General features: G+C 67.3%; 8 protein-coding genes. 4 read left to right on the top strand and 4 right to left on the bottom strand.

Features of this window, described 5'->3' with window-relative positions; translation table 11 throughout:
* Window positions 1-10: 10 nt before the first annotated feature.
* The 4 genes from E3T19_RS00600 to E3T19_RS00585 form a co-directional block, all read right to left on the bottom strand.
* Window positions 11-550 carry a hypothetical protein gene (locus E3T19_RS00600; protein ID WP_240632273.1) on the bottom strand — a complete coding sequence of 180 codons (540 nt, stop codon included), beginning with the start codon at window positions 548-550 and terminating at the stop codon, window positions 11-13.
* A 247-nt stretch (window positions 551-797) separates the two neighbouring features.
* Window positions 798-1568, bottom strand: coding sequence for a hypothetical protein (locus E3T19_RS00595; RefSeq protein ID WP_134407806.1), 771 nt, complete (start codon window positions 1566-1568; stop codon window positions 798-800).
* A gap of 13 nt (window positions 1569-1581) precedes the next feature.
* Window positions 1582-7185 carry a DUF6531 domain-containing protein gene (locus E3T19_RS00590; protein WP_134407805.1) on the bottom strand — a complete coding sequence of 1868 codons (5604 nt, stop codon included), beginning with the start codon at window positions 7183-7185 and terminating at the stop codon, window positions 1582-1584.
* A gap of 198 nt (window positions 7186-7383) precedes the next feature.
* Window positions 7384-7665, bottom strand: a complete 282-nt coding sequence (locus tag E3T19_RS00585) for a pyrophosphorylase (RefSeq protein ID WP_134407804.1) — start codon at window positions 7663-7665, stop codon at window positions 7384-7386.
* Between the two features lie 229 nt (window positions 7666-7894).
* On the opposite strand from E3T19_RS00585, the gene E3T19_RS00580 reads away from it, so the two are divergent.
* The 4 genes from E3T19_RS00580 to E3T19_RS00565 all read left to right on the top strand — a co-directional run bounded on the left by E3T19_RS00580 (window position 7895) and on the right by E3T19_RS00565 (window position 18542).
* On the top strand, window positions 7895-10786 hold the full coding sequence (locus E3T19_RS00580) for a hypothetical protein (RefSeq protein WP_134407803.1): 2892 nt from the start codon (window positions 7895-7897) through the stop codon (window positions 10784-10786).
* Complete coding sequence (locus tag E3T19_RS00575; RefSeq protein ID WP_134407802.1) at window positions 10783-12114, top strand: ABC transporter substrate-binding protein; 1332 nt, start codon at window positions 10783-10785, stop codon at window positions 12112-12114. Before E3T19_RS00580 ends, E3T19_RS00575 begins: the two co-directional genes overlap by 4 nt.
* Window positions 12115-12178: 64 nt before the next feature.
* The gene (locus tag E3T19_RS00570) at window positions 12179-16495 is read left to right on the top strand and encodes an FtsK/SpoIIIE domain-containing protein (protein WP_134407801.1); all 4317 of its coding nucleotides are present in this window, start codon (window positions 12179-12181) and stop codon (window positions 16493-16495) included.
* 79 nt (window positions 16496-16574) lie between these two features.
* Window positions 16575-18542, top strand: coding sequence for a serine/threonine-protein kinase (locus E3T19_RS00565; protein WP_134407800.1), 1968 nt, complete (start codon window positions 16575-16577; stop codon window positions 18540-18542).
* The last annotated feature ends 26 nt before the right edge of the window (window positions 18543-18568 follow it).

The raw sequence follows: 18568 nt of genomic DNA, 5'->3' as shown, positions 1-18568 counted from the left end.
GCTGATGCGTTCAACCGACAACGTCCTGTGGGTCGACTGCAGGGTGGACGGGCCAGTGGCCGGTGGCGTCGCGGATCTCGATGGCGCGCAGCAGCGGCGTCATGTCGTAGATATTGGTGTTCAGGTTGAGCTTTACCCCCTTTGTGGACCTGATGTATACAAACGGAGGCATCGCGCTGTAACGGTCGATGTCGGTGTAGGTGATGACACGTTCCTTGCCGAGCATGGTGCGGAACGCAACCTCGTAGTCGCGTGGAGCAACGTAAAAGTTCCGGTACATCAGCAGAAACCCGGTTCCGCCCAGGAGCATTGCCACCGAAGTAATGTACTGACCCAGTGCATCTCCGTCGGCAAAACTGGCGAAGATAGTCATGAGGGCTCCCACGATCACAACGAGCCAGCCGACGATCGGAATGAACTTCACCATTCGGCGCCGATCGGGATGTTCCTTGGACCGGTTGGGGTGCTTTCGTGCCCACCACCGAACGGCCACGATAAGTAGTACGGCAAACGCGATGATGACGAACTTCAAACCGGTTTCAGCGGACATGTCTGTTGTCTTTCGTGTGCATCATAAGTGGTGAATCGATGGAGGCTGTGCGCGGTCGTCACTTGCCCTGGGTGGCTATTCCGCATTGGTGACGGGGAGTTTGTGTGCTGGCGGTCACGCGGGTGCCGTCATCTACACGAAAGGGAAAAATGGGAAACAGTCACCGCTCCCGCACCCAGCCGTGGCCGGCAGCACCGCGCCGGCGACATTGCCGAGTTCGTCAAAGACCGCTCAAGACGCATGAGTATCAGCCGAATTTCAGATCCAGCACCTGATCACCCGATGTCCAGGTGAGCTCCGGATCCGGCCCCCGATGATGGAAGAATCCCAACAATGCCGCCTTTGCAGTCTCCAGGTCGACCACAACGCCGCTGGGCGCATATGCAGGGCCTGAGGGAATCGAAATCTCGGTCTCAGCCTTTCCGACGATGGAACCGAGAATCCGCCACTCGCCCTCTTCCTGCCGATGTGCTGCACAGTGCACGATGAAACCGGTCACCGGGTTACCCATCGCCTCGAACAATCCGTCCTTGCGTTCAACACGGAAACACCCTGACTTCGCGCTGTCCCACAAAGAGAGGGCATCCAATGAAGCTGTCTTCGCACTCTCCGTCCGTTGCTCCTGAGCACCATTGATCACCCACACATCACGCAGTACCTTTGGCCGACTCTCACGTAATCCTTCGCTGACGGTGTTGCCGACCATCACGCCGATGGCGTTGGCTGGTATCAGAACCGGCCAGATCCTGGACCAGGGTTCAGGAGACTGAGAAAGAAGCGCGCACTCCGCAATAACTAGGACGAAGAGAACAACCGCCACCAAGTTTTCGCGAACGAAAGCTCGGACTGAACCGCCCCCTACAAGGCCAAGGACAATCAAGGCGGCGATCTCCACACCTTTGGAACCGTTAGTCAGGGAAAAGAGGACGAAAAAGGTCCCTAATGCAAACACCAGTGCCGTGGCCAGGAGAGCCCAGGTCCCTCGAACAAAGCGAGAAAGCGGCGACGAATTCTGCATATCTCTCATATCCTCAATCACCTACAAGCAGGAAGTTCGCGAGATCGAATCCGCCCCCAAGGGAAGTTCCTACAGCTGCCGAGCGCACTAGTGCAGTTCCGTTCACGCCGCCGCGAAGTCCCGACAACGTGCTGGCGTTGGTCCGAGCCGCCTGGGCCAGGGTACTCGACGGAGAAGGGCCGCCGGGGACATGAGTCAGAGCGCCGCCAGTAAAAGCAGACAACGCCACGTCTCCAATCTGAAGCTGTTCCCCGGATATCGCCCTATCCGCAGCAATTCCAGCTACGCCACCGCCGCTTCCAATGGCAGTCATTATCAACCGTGCTGGCGCTCGGGCAATAAGTCCTGCAGCGGGCGAATTCGCTGCGAAACCAGCGGCTTTGGCCAGAGTTCCGCCCGCCGGTCCCGCTAAACCCCCAACAGCTCCGCTCACGCCGCCGCCAACCATGGCACCAGCGAGACCTCGCCAGTCCTGGACGCCTCCGTTCTTGGCAGCGTAGATGACCCCACCGCCAACTGCACCCGCGGCTCCGTTGACAGCTGCGTTGATAGCGACGTATCCACCCAATCTGGTTACGCTCGACGCGGCAGCCATTGTGATGCGAGCAGCAGCGACGCCAGCCCCTCCCAGAGCGCCAGCGGCACCGCCCGCAAGGGCTTCCACGCCCACTTGTCCCCAATTCACGGCACCGTTCGCTGCTTTCTGGGAAATCGTCGATATGCCCCCACTCGCCAATGCCCCGGATACTGCACCAATCAGCACCATGCCAGCCGGGCCGCCCACCCCAGTGCACATCAGCGCAACTCCGGCAGCGATCGCTAACCCACCGGCAACGTATTCCCAGTGGCTCCCAGCCGCCTGATCGTGGGCCTCGAGATCCGCGTCAGTAAGGGGGCGCAGCCCGGCGGGGTCGGTGGTGTTCAGCGGGTTGTTGCCAGCGTAGGCGTAGGGGTTGCCGTCCCAGCCCGCACCCAGGATCGGGGACAGGGGGTCGGTGGAAAGGAAACCACGGCTGGCCGGATCGTAGGCGCGCGCGCCGAGCCACTCCAGTCCCGCGATGTCCAGGCCGCCGTTGCCGGTCAGGGTGATCCCGGCCGGCAACAGTCCGGCCAACCCGGCAGAACCAGCACCGGGCGTGCCTCCGGGTGCCGGGTCCGGGATGGTCGGTGAGCCGATAACAGCCCACGGGTCGGTCTGATCGGTCGGGCGGGCCGCACGCCAGCCCGGCGCCATCCACGCGTCCCCGAACCCGGTGACACCGCCCGGTAACGACAAAACCTGCCCGTCGCCGATACCGGCCAGCACCGGGAACGGGCTGGCGGTGTCCCACCACAGCTCCGTGCCGTCAACGCCAGCCAGCTCACCCAGGGCATCCACCCGCAGCTCATGCCGGGACATCGCGATCCCGTCGGGCGTGCGGTCCGTGGTGGTGTTGAGGTGGCCGGTGGGTCCCCAGGCGTATTCGGTCCAGGACCCGTCGGTACCGATCAGTCGGGTCCGGCGACCCAACCCGTCATGCACATACTCCGTCCGGGACCCGTCCGGTTCCGTCACCGACACCAACTGCCCGGCGGTGTCGTACTCGTAGGTTCGGGAACCGCCCGGGGCGGATTCCTGCACCAGACGCCCGCCGGCGTCATACACCCACTCCGACACCACAGCCGGAACGGACGTATCCTGCTCCCCGTTCCGGGTTGTGGCCGCCGAGACCATCTGCCCGGCACCGTCGTAGCCGTACCGGGTCACCGCCCCAGCCCGGGCCAGCCCGGTGATGCGGCCGTCGCCGTCCCGACCGAGCAGTGTCACATCAGCCGTGCCCGGGTCAGAACGGTCCGCACGACTGTGCTCGGCCAGGCTCCCGTACCGGTATACCCACTCCTGCACCAGCTCCCCCGCCGTGGCAGAGAGGATGCGCCCCGAACGGTCGTGCGTGAAAGTGGCCTCGCCGAGGGCGGGGTTACTCACGGCGGTCACCCGGCCGGCAGCATCCCGGCGATACGTGGTGGTAGTGCCGTGCGCGTCGGTGAACGCAGTCCGGTTGCCATCGGCGTCGTACGCCCAGGACAACCCGCGGGGCCCGCGGGTGCGGGAGGTCAGCCGCCCGCACCGGTCAAAGCCCAGCTCGTGCTCCACAGCCAGGCCCTCACCGCCCAGTGAATCCGAAATCACCACACGGCGGCGGAGCCGGTCCCGGCTGATCGAGGCGAGGAGCTTCCCGTCCACCGAGGTGGTTGCTTCCTGCCCGGCGGCGTCGTAGGTCCAGGTGGTGGTGTGGCCGTCCGGGGTGGTCTGGGATAGTTGCCGGCCGGCGGGGTCGTAGGTCGCGGTGGTGACCCGGCCGAGGGGGTCGGTGACCGCGTCGACCTGGTCGGTGGCCGTGTAGGTGCGGGTCGTCACCCCGCCGAGGGGGTCGGTGACCCGCACCAGGCGCCCGCGAACGTCGTACTCGAACCGGGTGCGCCCGCCCACACCGTTGACGGTGCCGGTCAGTTCCCCCGCGGTGTTGTACGTGAACCGGCGGGTTCCGTACCAGGTGTCTTGGGAAAAGCTCAGCCGCCCAGCCTTGTCGTACCCATACCGGGACACACCCTGGCCGGGGCTCCGGCGCGACAGGAGCCGCCCGCAGGGGTCGTACTCGAAGGTCTCGACCTCGCCCGTGGGCAGGGTGCGCGCACTGACCCGCTGGTCGGCGTCGTAGGTGAGTTCGGTGACCGCGCCGAGCGGGTCGGTGGTTTTCCAGGGCCGGCCGCATCCGTCGTACTCGTACTGCGTGAGCGCGCCGGCGGGGGAGGTGATCGAGGTGATCTTCCCGGCCACGTCCCGGCCGAGCACCGTCAGGCCGCCCTCACCATCGACCAGTTCCACCGGGTTGCCGGCCGGGTCATAGGAGATGAGTTCTGCGGAGCCGTCTTCACCTTGCACCCGGGTGGGGCGGCCGTAGGTGTCAAAGCTGTAGGTGGCGCTCCCGAACGCGTCTGCCAGGGTGGCCGTGCCCGACTGCCGGTCCGTGGTGGCGTCCGTGCGCACGCCGGTGGGGTCGATGACGGCGCTCAGCGCACCGACCTGGTCGTACTCCCGCGCCCAGTCGTGGCCGGCGGGGTCGGTGATCCCCACGAGCCGGGACAGCGTGTCGTGCACGAAGCCCCACCGGGCGCCGTCGGGCAGCACGGCGGCGGTGACGTTGCCGAGTTCGTCGAAGACCCGCTCGATGCTGCGGCCCAGGGGGTCGATGGTGCGCACCAGCTCACCGTTGCCGGCGTATTCGAGTTCGGTGCGTCCGCCGTCCGGGGCGATGGATGCCGTCGTGCGCCCGGCCAGGTCGTGTTCAAACGTCCAGACGGCGCCGTCGGGGTCTTCCCGCCGAACTAGCAGCCCCGCGAGGTCGTAACCGAAGCGGGTGTGCGCACCGGAGGGGGTGATGGCCGCCACCGGCCGGCCGGCCGGGTCGCGGACGATCCTCGCGATGTCTCCGACCGCGTTCTGGGTGGCGACGAGGTCACCGAAGTCGTCGTAGTCAAAGCTGACGGTCACCCCTGCCGGGTCCAGCACCCGGACCAGTTGCCCGTTCCGCCACACCAGCTCGGTGCGCCCGTCCAGCGCGTCCAGAATCACCGAGGGGTCCCGGGTCACCGCGTCGGCGTACTCGAAGGAAATGACCGAACCGGTTTCGGTGACCAGGGTATCGATGCGGTCGTGGTCGTCCCAGCCGTAGGTGAGGTCGGCGCCTTCCGGGGTGACGGTGCGGGTTCGCCGGCCCCGCCCGTCGTAGCCGTGCACCGTGACGGTTCCGTCGCGCTCGGTGAAGGAGACGAGGTTTCCGTGGCCGTCATACGCCATCGACTGCCGGTGGTCGTGGGAATCAAGCACCCCGACCAGGCGGCCCTTCGCGTCGGCGATCCACGAGTTGGAGCGGGTACCGTCCTCATCCGAGACCACGGTGACCCGGCCCGGCAGATACGCGAACCGGGTTCGGCGCCCGTGCTGGGTGACCTGGAGCACAACCCTGCCGTGCTCGTCATAGGTGTTTTCCGCTTCGAGAACCCCCGCGCAGGAGAAGACCGCCTCGATCAGGCCCTGCTCGTTCCACCGGTACGTTCGCGTGCCCAGGTCCGTCACCACGCCGGTCAGCTGGCCGGCGTCGTCGTAGGCGTACTCCACCCGACGCCCGTCCGACGCCCGCACCACGGCCACCCGCCCGTCCAGGTAGTCCACCTCCAGGAACCGGCCCCGCGCATGCGCCAGCCGGGTCACCGGTCCCACCGTGCCGTCGTCGGCCGGCGCATCCCGCACCGCGGACACCGTGCGGTCCGCACCCGATCCGGACCCGAGCCAGACCCCGGCCAGGCTGTAAGCCCACCAGGAACCCTGGTTGTCCCGGACCACCAGAACCTCCGGGGTCCCCACTGTCAGGTGGCGCAGCTCGGCCAGGTCAATGGTCGCCGCCGGTTCTTGGCTCAGCCAGAAGTTCTCGTTCACCGCCCGGCCCCAGCCGGACCCCTCGCGGGGGAAGTCGACGGCGCGCCCATCGGCCAGCACCCACCGGCACCCCTCGTCGGAGACCGCGAGGTGCTGGTCGAGGACCGAGGCCCAGCCGGGACCGAACACGCCAGGCACCTCCAGTCCCGACGCCAGCGAGTTATACATCCGCGACAGAACGACGTTGGCGGCCATGCCGGTGAACCCCAGATCCGATTCCGGCTCGATGAAGTTACCCGTGGCTGTGTTCACCGGGTCGTTGGCGTACCCGCTGGTGGGAATGGCCCCGGCCGCCTTCGGCGCAGCCACGACCAGCGCCGTGCGGCTGGCACCGACACCTGCCGCAGCCAGCGCCGCAGCCACGCCCGCATCCGAGACCGTCGAGATGTTTCCCTCGCCACCAGCGGCAGCGAACGCGTCCGCCACGGTCACGGCCCAGTTCGCATCGTTTTCGTTGGCGGTCAGATACGCACGGTAGGCGCTGACCACGCCGGCGGCATCGATCGTGCCCCAGTTGCAACTGGACGCAAAGTCTGAGAGGTGGCCTTCCAGCGTGCCGGGGGCTCCAGCCAAACCGTCATCCAGGCTGCGGGAGCTAGCCGCGAACGACCGCAAGGACTCGGGCCGCGCCGAGGACGTCCCTCCCGCGGATCCGCTGCCGGGCGATGGCGTGTCCCGCGACCCGGTACTGGGCACGGTCGCACCAAACTTGGGGGCGCTGGTCGGCTCCATGTCGGGCCGCGCTTCGCCACCTGACCACCAGTCACCGATCTGCTCGAACACGTCCCGGTCGTTGTAATCACGGACCCACGCGTTGTTCTTGACGCGCCGCGCATCCTCTTTTATCGCATCTGACGTCATGGCGTTGATGTATCCGGCGACGGTCCGCATGGCCTCTGCCAACGCTGACGCGTCGGTGACCGCCACGCCCGCGTTGGCTGCGAAAACAGTTGAGAAATGTCCCTGGAAGTCTTCCATCGCCGACGTGACATGCGTCCCGCGCGAACCCGACTCTTCCTCAACCCTGAGTGCCGCCGACTCGAACGCCGACTTCACCGTTCCGGCCACGCCATAATCAAACTGCCCACCGTGGGCCGCATCCGAAACCGGCAACAACGGCATCTCTACGAAATCGGTCACTATCAAAGCCCCCCACTGGACACGAACTGCAACTGAAACAGAAAACTAAAACGCAGGTACTAACCCCCGGGCCCTGGAACACCCACAACCGGTGCAGGGACACATCCCAGACCGGCCGGATACCGCTGTGCGTCACGGCCAGGTGGCCCGCTCACCAGAGCGGCGCGACTACCCGGCCGTGACGCGGTCACGTCTGACTCAGGCGCCGCCGCCCGCGGAGAAGATATCCTGCGAGATCTTCTGCAGCTGCCCGCGCAACTGCTCCAGCTCCTGCTTGGCCTTATCCAGAGCAGCCTTCGTTTCGGGCCACGTCGAACCGCGGAACTCCGCAGCGAGCGGGCCGTCCCACACATTCGGATCCGACAAAATTCGGCCCTGTGAATCCAGCGCTGAAATCTGGTCTGTGAAACCCCCGTTGATGATTGACTGCACCTGCCCGATGGCAGACTTCGCTTGCTCAGTAGACAACACTCGCGACATAAACATTCCTCCCAATGAGTACCGCTTGTCCGCCGGACTCTTAACAGCCGGCGACAGGACGGTGCTGACGCTACCAACACATCGACCACAAAACCCAATAAAGCGCAAAAAAATTGCTGACCACAACTCATTATTGAGCTAAGACCTGCACTGCTGGACCCCGATTAGTACTATCGCAGGCGCAACCCCCTATCATGCAGGAGGCACAGTGAAACCAGGGGGGACGATCATGCCTAGATTTACCAGCACCTACCAGCTCTTCGCGGGGAAGCGCAGCGGGTCGCGTCGCGCTCTGAGCGCGGTCGTCATCTCCATCGGCCTGCTCGTGACCACATCGTGTGCCTACGCACCCCAGCCGGCGCCTATTGCCGACCCGGTCAAGGTCCTGCAGAACGTCCGCGTGAGCCTGACACCGTCAGCCGAAATCGAGACGGTCGAAGGGACCACGATTTCGGTGTCGGCGACCGGTGAATCGTCCTCCGAGGACACGACGTACGACGCGGAAAAAGTCGTGGGGGAACTGCCAGTACGGGTGAGCCTGCAGTACCGGGCGGGAACCAAGTACGGCTCCGATCTCACCGAGCTGCGCGGCCACACCGGGCCGGTCGAGATCACCCTGACGCTGGAAAACCTCACCGTGAAGCCGCAGGCCATCGAGTATGACGCCGCCGGCCAGACCCGCGTCGACACTGCCCTCGTCGGGGCCCCACTGACAATCGCCGCCTCGACGCACCTCACCGGTGTTCGGGCGGACCAGGTCACTGCTGGTTCCGCGGATGGCACGACGGGCACCAATGGCGTGCTGAGCGAGACCGAGGATGGCGCGGCGGTCGTGCAGTGGGCGACCATACTGGCCCCGCCTCGTTCTGGTGCGAGCACCACACTGCGGCTCGTCGCTGACGTCACAGACTTTGAGGTTCCCACCATCGACGTTGCCGTCCAGCCCGGCCTCAACACTGACCTCAGCGCTGACGGTGTGCTCGCTGGCGCGTTCTCCTCCGGCGCCGGGTCGGAGCTGGAACTGCAACGCCGCACCATCGCGCTGGTCTCCGACGTCAATACCGTGCTGACGAAGGCCGGATCGACCATTACCGATGTGCGGCGGAACCTGCAGGAAACCTCGCAGACACTGGGCACAACGACCGCAAGCGATCTGCGGGATAACTCCCAGGCGCTGGCCGGAACCATGTCCGGGCTCAAAGCGCAGCTGGGAAGCCTGGGCACCGACTTGGAGTTCGCAGCCAAGGCCACCCAGTCCACGACGTCGTCCCAGCTCCAGCAGACGGTCGCCGCCGTGGACGCAATGCTGGGCGACACTACGGCAGTTGCCGCGCCGGTGCCCATCACTGGCGTCGGCTGTACCGCCGAGGTGACCCAGTCGGAGAAGACGACAACGGTCTACTCCAGCATCCTGACCATGGCCTCGCAGCTCGACGCCTACGCGACGGTGAGCGCCGGATGCCGCGACATTGTGGCGGGTGCCCTTGAAGCCACGATGGGCCCCGAGAATCCCACCGCGCAGGACTGCGCAGAGCAAGGCTCCATGACGTGCTCCCTTTACGGATCCGCCGTGACCGTGACCGCGGCGCTGCTGGGTCTGGTGCAGACGGGCGATGAGCTCGTGGCCGACCTGCAGCCGCAGTTGGTCCAGGGCGCTATCACCGACCAGGCGGCGTCCACTGCCACGCTCGAGCAGGTTCGCACGGATTTCGCGGTGATCCTCGACGGCGCTGAGACTCCGGAAGATTACAAGACGAGCCGCGCAAACGTGGATGAGGCGATCAAGACTTCCCGGGTCTCCGTCACCGCCGCCAGTGACGCGGCAGCGGCGGCCCGCAGCACAATCGATGGACTGCGCCAGAAGCTGATCGATATCCAGGCGACCGCAGAGGACGCCAGGACCGAGTCGGGTGACGGCTTGGGGCTTGACGGTTCGATGGTGAATCAGAGCCAGCAGCTGGCCGCGGAACTGTGCACGATGGCCGATGTCGATACCGATACCGGTCCCGGTACCGGTACCGCCGCCCTGCCCGGCGTTGGACGACTGTCATCTCAGGATGTGGAGCACCTCCGCTCCTACTTAACGGACGTTCCGTGCGAGACCTCAGAAACTCTCGAAAATCCGGCACCGGCGTTGACCCCGCCGACCGGGTTCGAGGCCCCGTTGGATGCCCGGCTGAAGGCGCAGACGGCCGCCTGGGACGCCGTGCTCCTGGCCACCGACACCGCCGCGCAGGACCAGTTGATCGGGCAGGCGTTTGCTGCGCTCGAGACGGCGCATGCAGACGTCGTGGCCAAGCTGGACGCGATAGAGGCGGCCGTGAAGGCGCTGGACGGCACCGCCACGGGCAATGTCGCCGACACGAGACTCCTGCTTGACGCCGTGAATGCCGCACTCGCTGACGCCATCGAATCCTCCGGCCAGGTGAGCTTGGCGCTGGTGAGCCTTCAAGAGCAGCAGGACCAGCTCGGCGAAAAGATCACACAGTCTCTCGGCGAAGTCTCGGCTGAGACCGCTGCCGAGGTTCTTCAGAGCGTGGACGAACAGGTCCGCCAGGTTGCCGGGATCGGCGACGCCGGAGCGGGCGCCGTGACCGCAGCTTTCAACCGCTCCATCTCCGGGTTGAAGGCCACCTCGGATGAGGTGGTGTCCGACGCCGCGGGCACGGTCGACAAGCAGCGCGGTGAACTGTTCGAGCAAAGCGACGCCCTCTCCGCCTCCTTGGACAAGAGCACGCAGTCATCACTTGCGAGCATCGCCTCGAGCACATCCGGTTCGACCCGGGACGTCGAAGGCGCAAACGCCCTCCTGTCCTCCAGCTTCAACGGGCTGATGCTCGATCTCGGTGATCGCTCGGTGAACGGGTCCGGTCTCCTCGGCGCCATGGCCACCAGCGCCGCCAAAGCAGACACCGCCGATTATCAACTGGCGTTGGCCTCGCAGAACGCTGAGGGGTACACCAACATCCGCTCCCGCGATGTCGCCGGGCTGCTGTTGGGGCAGGCGCAGTTCAAAGCCTCGCTGACCGCAATCGATGAACTGCCCGCGTTCCACCTCGAGGTGCCGGCCGGCGCGACGTCGAAGACCCTGTACACGCTGCAGATCGGCGGCACCGAATGAACCGCCGCAGCAGGCTCGTGATCATCGTCTCCGCTGGCGCCATCCTCGTCACTGCGGCGACGATCGCCCTCACCGGCACCCTCAACCGCCCCGACGAGACTTCGGTAGCCGTGACGGTGCCTGTTGCGCTCAAGGCGGATGGCCTGCCGAAGAACTTCTCCATCGGAATCGTCCTCACCCTGGGCCAGTCCGGCGAGCCCGGCTCCGAATACAACCGGGCGGCCCAGGGCGCGGTCGTCGCCACGCAGCGCTTCGCCCAGGGCGGCGCTGCCATCACCCTGTTGGCCCAAAACGACAGCGGCTCGGTTGACGGTGCTCGCGCCGCTGTCGAGACGCTCGCTGATCAGGAAGTGGCCGGCGTTATCGTGACCAGCACGGGCCCGCAGGCGCAGGCCGCGGCGAAAGCGGCCGAGGAACGCGGCATCCCGGTCATCTCGCCGTACGCCGACGTGACGGAACCCGGACAGGCCACCTGGACTACCGGACCGTCGGGCCCGTCCGTCGAAGCCGCCATCCACACGGCGCTGCAGGGCAAGACCAGGGTGCTCCTCGTCGAAGACGGCGGCTCGGTCCCCGCGTCAGTCACCGTCTCGCAGACACTGAGCCTCACGGGCTTCGAGGATGTGCCGGCTCTGGCTCAGGAGGCCGCCATCCAGACCGGCGATCAGCTGCGCCCCACTGCCGAGGATGCTCCCGCCGACGCCGAAGCCACGAGGATCGCCGAGCCTGCTGACGCTGTGGTCGTCGTGGCAGCCACCCCGCAGCGACTGGCCCGGCTGATCCAGGCCCTGCAGGCGCGAAACGTGTCCGTCCCCCTGATCATGCCCAACGGTGCCACGGCCCCGGCCTTCGCCTCTACGCTCGCCGAGCTCGACGGTGACGGCTCCGGTCAACTGGTCAGCATTGCCGCTGACGGAGGTGACACCACCGCGCTCCGACAAGACGCCCAAGGGCGGGGAATGTCTGCTTTCCTTTCCGCCGTGCGCCTGACGTCAGGCAACTCGGACATCATGAACGTGACCGCCGACGCCCCCTTCGCCGCAGACGCCTGGGCTGCGGACTCACACAGCCACGACGCCGTCATCGCACTGGTGCGGGCCGGCGCGCTGGCCGGAAGCGTAGATCCTTCGAAGGTGGGCGCGGCACTAAGCACGCTGTCGCTCGGGCCCGACGAGGGCCTCGCCGGTCCCGCTCTGGACTTCTCGCACTCCGCGGCGCTGTCCGTTGAGCCGCTGCTGGTCTATGCATCCCCGCAGGACCTGGGCCTGCGACCGGCCGACGAAGCCGCCCCGCGGTTGATCTGGATGCCGGCGCCGGCAGGTTCCTGACCCGCTCTCCCCGACCTCGCCCCTGAGCGGACCGAACTTAGCTTCACCACGGAAGGACCGCTCTATGCGTGTGTTGATCGACTTGGACGAGCGTCGTTTTGAGTGCGAGGTGGCATACGCCGCGCCGTCCACCACGCTGGCAGACTTCCTGGAAACCGCCGGCGGTCCGCGGCTGGCTCCTGATGAGGCGGTCTTCGTCAACGAGAACGAGGTGCGCGGGGCAACCCCGCTCTCGGAGCTGATCTTCCTGGAAGGCAGCCGCATCGCGCGAGCTCCATGGCACAATCCGGAGCGAGTGCGCGACTGGAGTGTGACGCTCGCCGGCGGCCAGCGTGCCGGCGGGGTGATCAACGTTCCGCGAGGACGCGAAATGCTCATTGGCCGGTCTCCGCACGCGGACGTGAGCCTTCACACCGAGAGCGCGTCGTGGGATCACTGCCGCCTGCGCCGGGAGGAGGACGGGTTGCGGGTTCTGGACGGCGGTTCCACGAATGGCACTCTGGTCAACGGCGAGCCGATCACGGAGGACGGCATCCTGGTCACGGGCTCTGCCACGATCACCGCGGGCGGCACGGTGCTCCTCCTGCGCCGGTCCCTGGACGAGACTCCTGCACCGCCGCCTGGCAGCCTGCACAACCTCACCCCTGCGGCAACGGCGCCGTTCAACCGGCCTCCCCGCCCGGGGCAGACCCCGGCAGGCGACCCGCTGACCCCGCCGAGCCGCAAGGATGTGCCGCCGGCCGGCAAATTCAGCTACATCTCGGTGCTCGCACCCCTGGTGATGGCTGCGGCGATGGTGGTGATTCTGCGGGACCTGCGCTTCGCCATGTTCGCCCTGCTCAGTCCGGTGATGGCCGTAGGCATGTGGTTTGAACAAAAGCGTCGCCACGCCCGCGGCCTCAAGGACGAGGACAAGCGATTCGTCCAGGCCCTTGAGGAGTTCGAACAGCAGATCCGCACGGCCGCAGCGGCGGAGTCCGCGCGACTCCACCGCATGATCCCCGATCCTGCGACTGTGGTGCGGCGAGCGTCCCTGCCCACCACGTCCCTGTGGCAGCGCCGCGCCGACTCCCCCGACTTCCTCGCACTGCATGCAGGCACGGGTGACGTGCCGTGGCAGCCCGAAATGGACCGCGCTGGCGGATCCCGCCTCGACGAGAAAGTGAAGGACTCCTTGACGTCCGCGCGCTTGCAGGCCGCGCCCGTCCTGGTGGACCTGACGGATGCCGGCGTCGTTGGCATTGTCGGTCCCCGCGATGGCGCGTTGGCGCTCGCGCGGTCCCTGCTCGCCCAGGCTGCGGTGCACGTGGGTCCGGCCGATCTCACGATCGGTGTCTTCTGCGACGCCGGGCGCGCCGACGAGTGGGAGTGGGCCTCGTGGCTGCCGCACACCCGGCAAGCCGGCAGCAGCACCGGCGAGCGCTGGATGTCCATGCACCGCGAGACCAGCCTGGCCATGCTGCGCTCACTCAAGGACACCGTCCAGGAGCTGCCCACACCGGCGATGCTGGTGGTCCTGGACTCCGAAGTGCTGACAGAGGGCAGGGACTCCCCGGCTCGTGCGCTGCTCGGCATGGGCCGCTCCGAGCCCGGGATCCATGTCGTCCCGCAACGGCGTGCGTCCCGGGTGGCGGGCATCGTCATCGCTACCTCGGAGGAGCAGTTGCCGGCCAGCTGCACCACCATCATCAGGGTGGGAGCAGACGCCGCTGCCACCGTGGACCAGCCGGAAACCCGGAGCCGGGTGGAGGACGTCATCTTGGCGGGCCTGGACCAGGACGAGGCCGTTCGCTGCGCGATGAGCCTGGCCCACTTCGATGATCCGGAGTTGAGCGTGCCCGGCGCCTCCCTGCCGTCCCTGGTTCGGCTCCCTGCGCTGCTTGGCTACGATCGTCCGGACGCGGCGACGATCCGTCGCCTGTGGCAGGCCCCCACGGGAGTTTCCACACCGATAGGCGCCGGCGAGAACGGGCCACTGACCCTCGACCTGGTCAAGGACGGCCCCCACGGCCTGGTCGGCGGCACCACCGGATCGGGCAAGTCCGAGTTCCTTCGCTCGCTCGTGGCCGGCCTCGCGGCACGCAACGATCCGACCCGCCTGAACTTCATCCTGATCGATTTCAAGGGCGGAGCGGCGTTCAAGGCCTGCGAACGCCTGCCGCACACCATCGGCACCATCTCCAACCTGGATGAACAACTCGCCGACCGCGCCCTCCGCTCTTTGGAGGCGGAGATGGAGCGGCGCCAGCGGGTGTTCGCCGGGGCCGGCGAGGGCGTCGACAATCTGGATGCCTATCTGGCCACGAACCCGGCCGAACCGATGCCCCGGCTGCTGCTGGTGATCGACGAGTTCGCCATGCTCGCCAAGGACTTCCCGGACGTGCTCAAAGCGCTGGTCAGCGTGGGTGCCGTGGGCCGCACCCTGGGGGTGCACATGATCCTGGCCACGCAACGCCCGGCCGGGGTCGTCAGCGAGGACATCCTCGCGAACACGAACCTGCGGGTTGCGCTCCGCGTGCAGAGCCGCGACGACTCCACCAACGTCATCGGTGTGCCCGCCGCCTCGGCGATCGGCCGGGCCCAGATGGGGCGCGCCTACGTAAAACTGGGCCAGGACGACATCACCCCCGTGCAGACCGCCCTCGTCACCGGTCAAGCGCAGCTCGGCGGCACCACCGTGGACGTGCGCGGTATCCGCCAGTTCGGTGTTCCGGTGCCCGCGGTGGCGACGCCTCGATCTGCGGACGTGGACGAGAACGACCTCGACCTCCTCATCGACGCGGTGATCGAAGCCAACACTGAGGCCGGGTACGCCCGGCCCCGGCAGGTCTGGCCGGAGGCCCTGGGTGAGCGGGTGGAGCTGGACGGTTTCCTCCCCCTGCCGCCCGAAGAAGCCCCTGCCGCCCTGCCCAGCGCCCTCACCGGCCTGGAAGCCCCGCTCCTGCCGATCGTGGGCGCCGTCCGCAACTCCTCCGTCCTGGTGTCCATCGTGGATGAGCCGGCGCTGCAGCGGCAGTCCCCGGCGGGATGGGACATGTCCGTCGGGAACCTGATGCTCATGGGCGTGGCCGGCTCCGGTACGAGCACCACGCTGGCCTCGATCGCGCTGACCCTGGCGAAGGAGTGTGATCCGGCGGACCTGGATCTGATGATTCTCGACATGGGCTCCCGCGAACTTGAGCCCCTCGAAGCCCTGCCACACACGGTGGCCTACGTGGGAACGGGTGCCGGCGCCAAGGAGCAGCAGGCCCGATTCTTGCGGCATCTGCACACGGAGCTGGAGCGCCGCCGCGCCGAACCCGGCGGCCACCGCCGCACCGTGGTGCTGCTGGACGGTCTGGCGTCGCTGCGGGATGAGTTCCAGGATTTCGATGGACAGCAACTGCTGGCTCTGCTGTACGGCGCCTACGCGGACGGCCCCGCCCTGGGACTCTCGTTCGCTGTCTCGACCACCCGCGCCAAGGCGGTGCCTTCGGCCATGAACGAGGTAACCCTGCAGAAGTGGCTCTTCCGGCTGGCAGACACCTACGACTACTCCTCGCTCGGTGTGCGAGGCAAGGAGATCCCCGCTGCGTTCCCCGGACGCTGCGTCGACCCCCGCACCTCACTTCAGATGCACGTGGCCACACCGGGCATCGGACTGGTCGCTGCGGTGGACCGGGTTCGGCAGCAGTGGGCACACGTGCCTGCGAAGAACGCCATGGTCAGGCGCCTGCCCACTACGGTCACGCTGCCCGAGTTGGGTGTTGAACCCCAGCTGGAGGGCGAGCCCTGGCGTATCCCGGTGGGGGTCGGCGAGATGGACCTCTCCCCTGCCTTCCTGGACGTCTACGAGGGTGAGCACGTGCTCATCGCGGGGCCTGCCCGTTCGGGCAAGTCCACGCTGCTTCTCGCCCTGGCCGGAGCGGTGCGTGGCGCCGCCACCGACCGGGGTCCGGCGCAAGTGTGGGGCATCTGCGATCGCCGATCGCCGTTGGCCACCGCCGCGCTGGACCGAACGGCCATCGGCGCGGACGACGTGCCTGCCCTGCTGGCTGCCCTGCGCCTCGAGCGCGGCACGGTATTCCTCCTGATCGACGACGCCGAGCGCTTCGAAGACGCCGATCAATCCATCGCGGCTGTGGTGGCATCCAGGCGGGCCGGGCTGTGCGTCATCGCCGTCGGACGCGCCGCCGATCTCCGCGGGCTGTACAGTCACTGGACCAAGACACTCCGCAAATCCCGCCTCGGCGTGCTTCTGCAACCGGATGTTGACTACGACGGCGAACTGCTGGGCGCGATCCTTCCCCGCAGAGCGCCCGTGGCGCTGACGGTGGGGCGCGGGTACATCGGGGTGGGCGGACAAATGGCACTGATCCAGTCGATGAGCCCAGCGGGTTAGCCCCGGCGTCTGGTGCCCCCGCGGGGGCCGTGACCGGGACTGACGTGAGAATCGGATGGATGCAGCGAGAGGGTACGGGATGCAAATCGCACAAGCGGGTCAGGCGCTGGGAGCGTCCTATCGCTTCGGTGAACGGGTGGGTTCCGGTGCTGTCGGCGAGGTGTGGACGGTCACGTCCACCGACGGCGAGACGTTCGCCGCGAAGGTTCTGCGGCCGGAGCACGCCGACGATTCCGCGCTCGTCGAGCGGTTCGTTCGAGAACGCTCGGTACTGCTCGGGCTCCTGGACTCCCGAATCGTCACCGTGCGCGACATGGTGGTTGAGGGCGCGCGGCTGGCCATCGTCATGGACTACGTCGCGGGCGGGTCGCTGCGGGATGCGGTGAACGCGGCCGGCACGTTGCGTCCCGTGGACGCGCTGCACCTGACCATCGAGGTGTTCGACGCGCTGGCTTTCGCCCACGCCCGGGGCGTGACGCACCGCGACATCAAACCGGACAACGTGCTCCTCGCCCGGCCATGGCCCGACTGCGGTGTGGGCGACGTCCGGGTCTCCGACTTCGGCATCTCCGACGTGGTGGGCGAACGGATCCGCCAGACCACCGGCCTGATCGGCACCCCGCAGTACATGCCTCCCGAGCTCATCAGCCGAGGCCTGTCCGGGCCTCCGGGCGACGTGTACTCCACCGGGGTCATGCTCTATGAGCTCCTCGCCGGGCGCACTCCCTTTGCCGGGCCGGGAACGGATTTCAGCGTCGCCTATCGCCACGTTTCGTCGCGCCCGCCGAGAATTCCCGTCGACGATGCCGTCTGGGACGTACTCGACCGGCTGCTGTCCAAAGACCCCGCACAGCGCCCCACCGCGGCCGAGGCTGCGTCAACGCTCCGGCGTCTGGCTCCCCGTCTCGCCGGCAGCCCCGCCATCGCTCGCGGGGAAGCCCCCGCCGACTTTGCCGCCGCCGACCACGCAGCCACCGTGGTCCGGGGCGCCTTTACGGATGCTGAGCTCGCTGCCCTCTCGGAGCCTTCGCTGTCCGTGGCCGATGCGGAGGCTCCGGAACTCGGGAACGCGGGCAGCGCCACGATCGCCCGGCCGATCCGGCGCGTCGTGGTGCGGCCGCCGGTGGAAGTCCGGCCTGAGGAAACCCCGGCGTCCCCGTTCTGGCGCACGCGTAAGGCGCTGGTTCTCGCCGGCACCGCTGCCCTTCTGCTCGTCGCGATGGTCGTCGGCTTCGTTGTCTTGGTGCCGGGAAACCGGGAGAAAGCGCCCGAGGCTTCCGGCGACCAACTGTCCGCACAGGTGCAGGACACAGCCCTTCCCACCGGCCTGACCATCTCGCGGACCGCCTCCTACGACCCCTCATCCGGCCAGATCCGCGTGACGATCGCGTATGCGGCACAGAAGGCGCCGTTGTCCGGCGATTTTCTCGAGGTGATCCCAGGTGTGGCCGAGGGCGACACCTGCCCGGCGGCCACGTGGGATGGGGCTTCAGCGACCCGCAACCAGCCCTCGATCACCGGCCTCGACGTTGAGTGCGGCTGGAAGGTCTCAGGGGTGGATATCCCGGCAGGAGGTTCCGTCGACGTGACCGTGACGGTGCCGGCATCGCCCGCAGATCAAGAAGCGCTTGACGGGTGGTTGCGCGCCGGGTCTGAGTCGACGACGGCCGCGACGCAGGATCCGGGCGTCATGGGCACCGTTTACCCGGTTCAGCGTCTCATGAGTGTGGAAGTGCGCACTCCGGCCCGTGTCGTGACGCCCAGCCCCCTGAAGATCACCCTGGTTCCCGTCTGGTACGGCGGCGCCGACGAGCTGAACCCCATGTACATCAGCCCGGCGTCGGGAAAGCCCTCCCAGATACTTACCGCGGTGAGCGGCGGCGAGCAAGGGGTGCGGTTTGCCGACGGCTGCGGCGGGGCGTTGGCGGTGGACAGTACCGGGCTCACTGTCACGGCCCTGCAGATCACGCCCGAGTGCACGGTGCTGGCCAGCGTCGGGAACTTCACCCAGCTGCAGTCCCCGAGCTTCGGGATCACGTCCCGCTAGACCCCGCCCGCTAGACCCCGCGAACC

Origin of the sequence: Cryobacterium sp. TMT4-31 (genome assembly GCF_004403385.1) — a bacterium.
GTDB lineage: Bacteria > Actinomycetota > Actinomycetes > Actinomycetales > Microbacteriaceae > Cryobacterium > Cryobacterium zongtaii.
Note: the sequence above shows the minus strand (reverse complement) of the source record. Positions and strands in the feature narration are given on the sequence as shown.

What these genes read in the sequence shown, in the direction of transcription:
- E3T19_RS00575 (WP_134407802.1), top strand. Translation starts at nt 10,783, where the DNA reads ATGAACCGCCGCAGCAGGCTCGTGATCATCGTCTCCGCTGGCGCCATC.
- E3T19_RS00570 (WP_134407801.1), top strand. Translation starts at nt 12,179, where the DNA reads ATGCGTGTGTTGATCGACTTGGACGAGCGTCGTTTTGAGTGCGAGGTG.
- E3T19_RS00600 (WP_240632273.1), bottom strand. Translation starts at nt 550, where the DNA reads ATGTCCGCTGAAACCGGTTTGAAGTTCGTCATCATCGCGTTTGCCGTA.
- E3T19_RS00595 (WP_134407806.1), bottom strand. Translation starts at nt 1,568, where the DNA reads ATGCAGAATTCGTCGCCGCTTTCTCGCTTTGTTCGAGGGACCTGGGCT.
- E3T19_RS00580 (WP_134407803.1), top strand. Translation starts at nt 7,895, where the DNA reads ATGCCTAGATTTACCAGCACCTACCAGCTCTTCGCGGGGAAGCGCAGC.
- E3T19_RS00585 (WP_134407804.1), bottom strand. Translation starts at nt 7,665, where the DNA reads ATGTCGCGAGTGTTGTCTACTGAGCAAGCGAAGTCTGCCATCGGGCAG.
- E3T19_RS00565 (WP_134407800.1), top strand. Translation starts at nt 16,575, where the DNA reads ATGCAAATCGCACAAGCGGGTCAGGCGCTGGGAGCGTCCTATCGCTTC.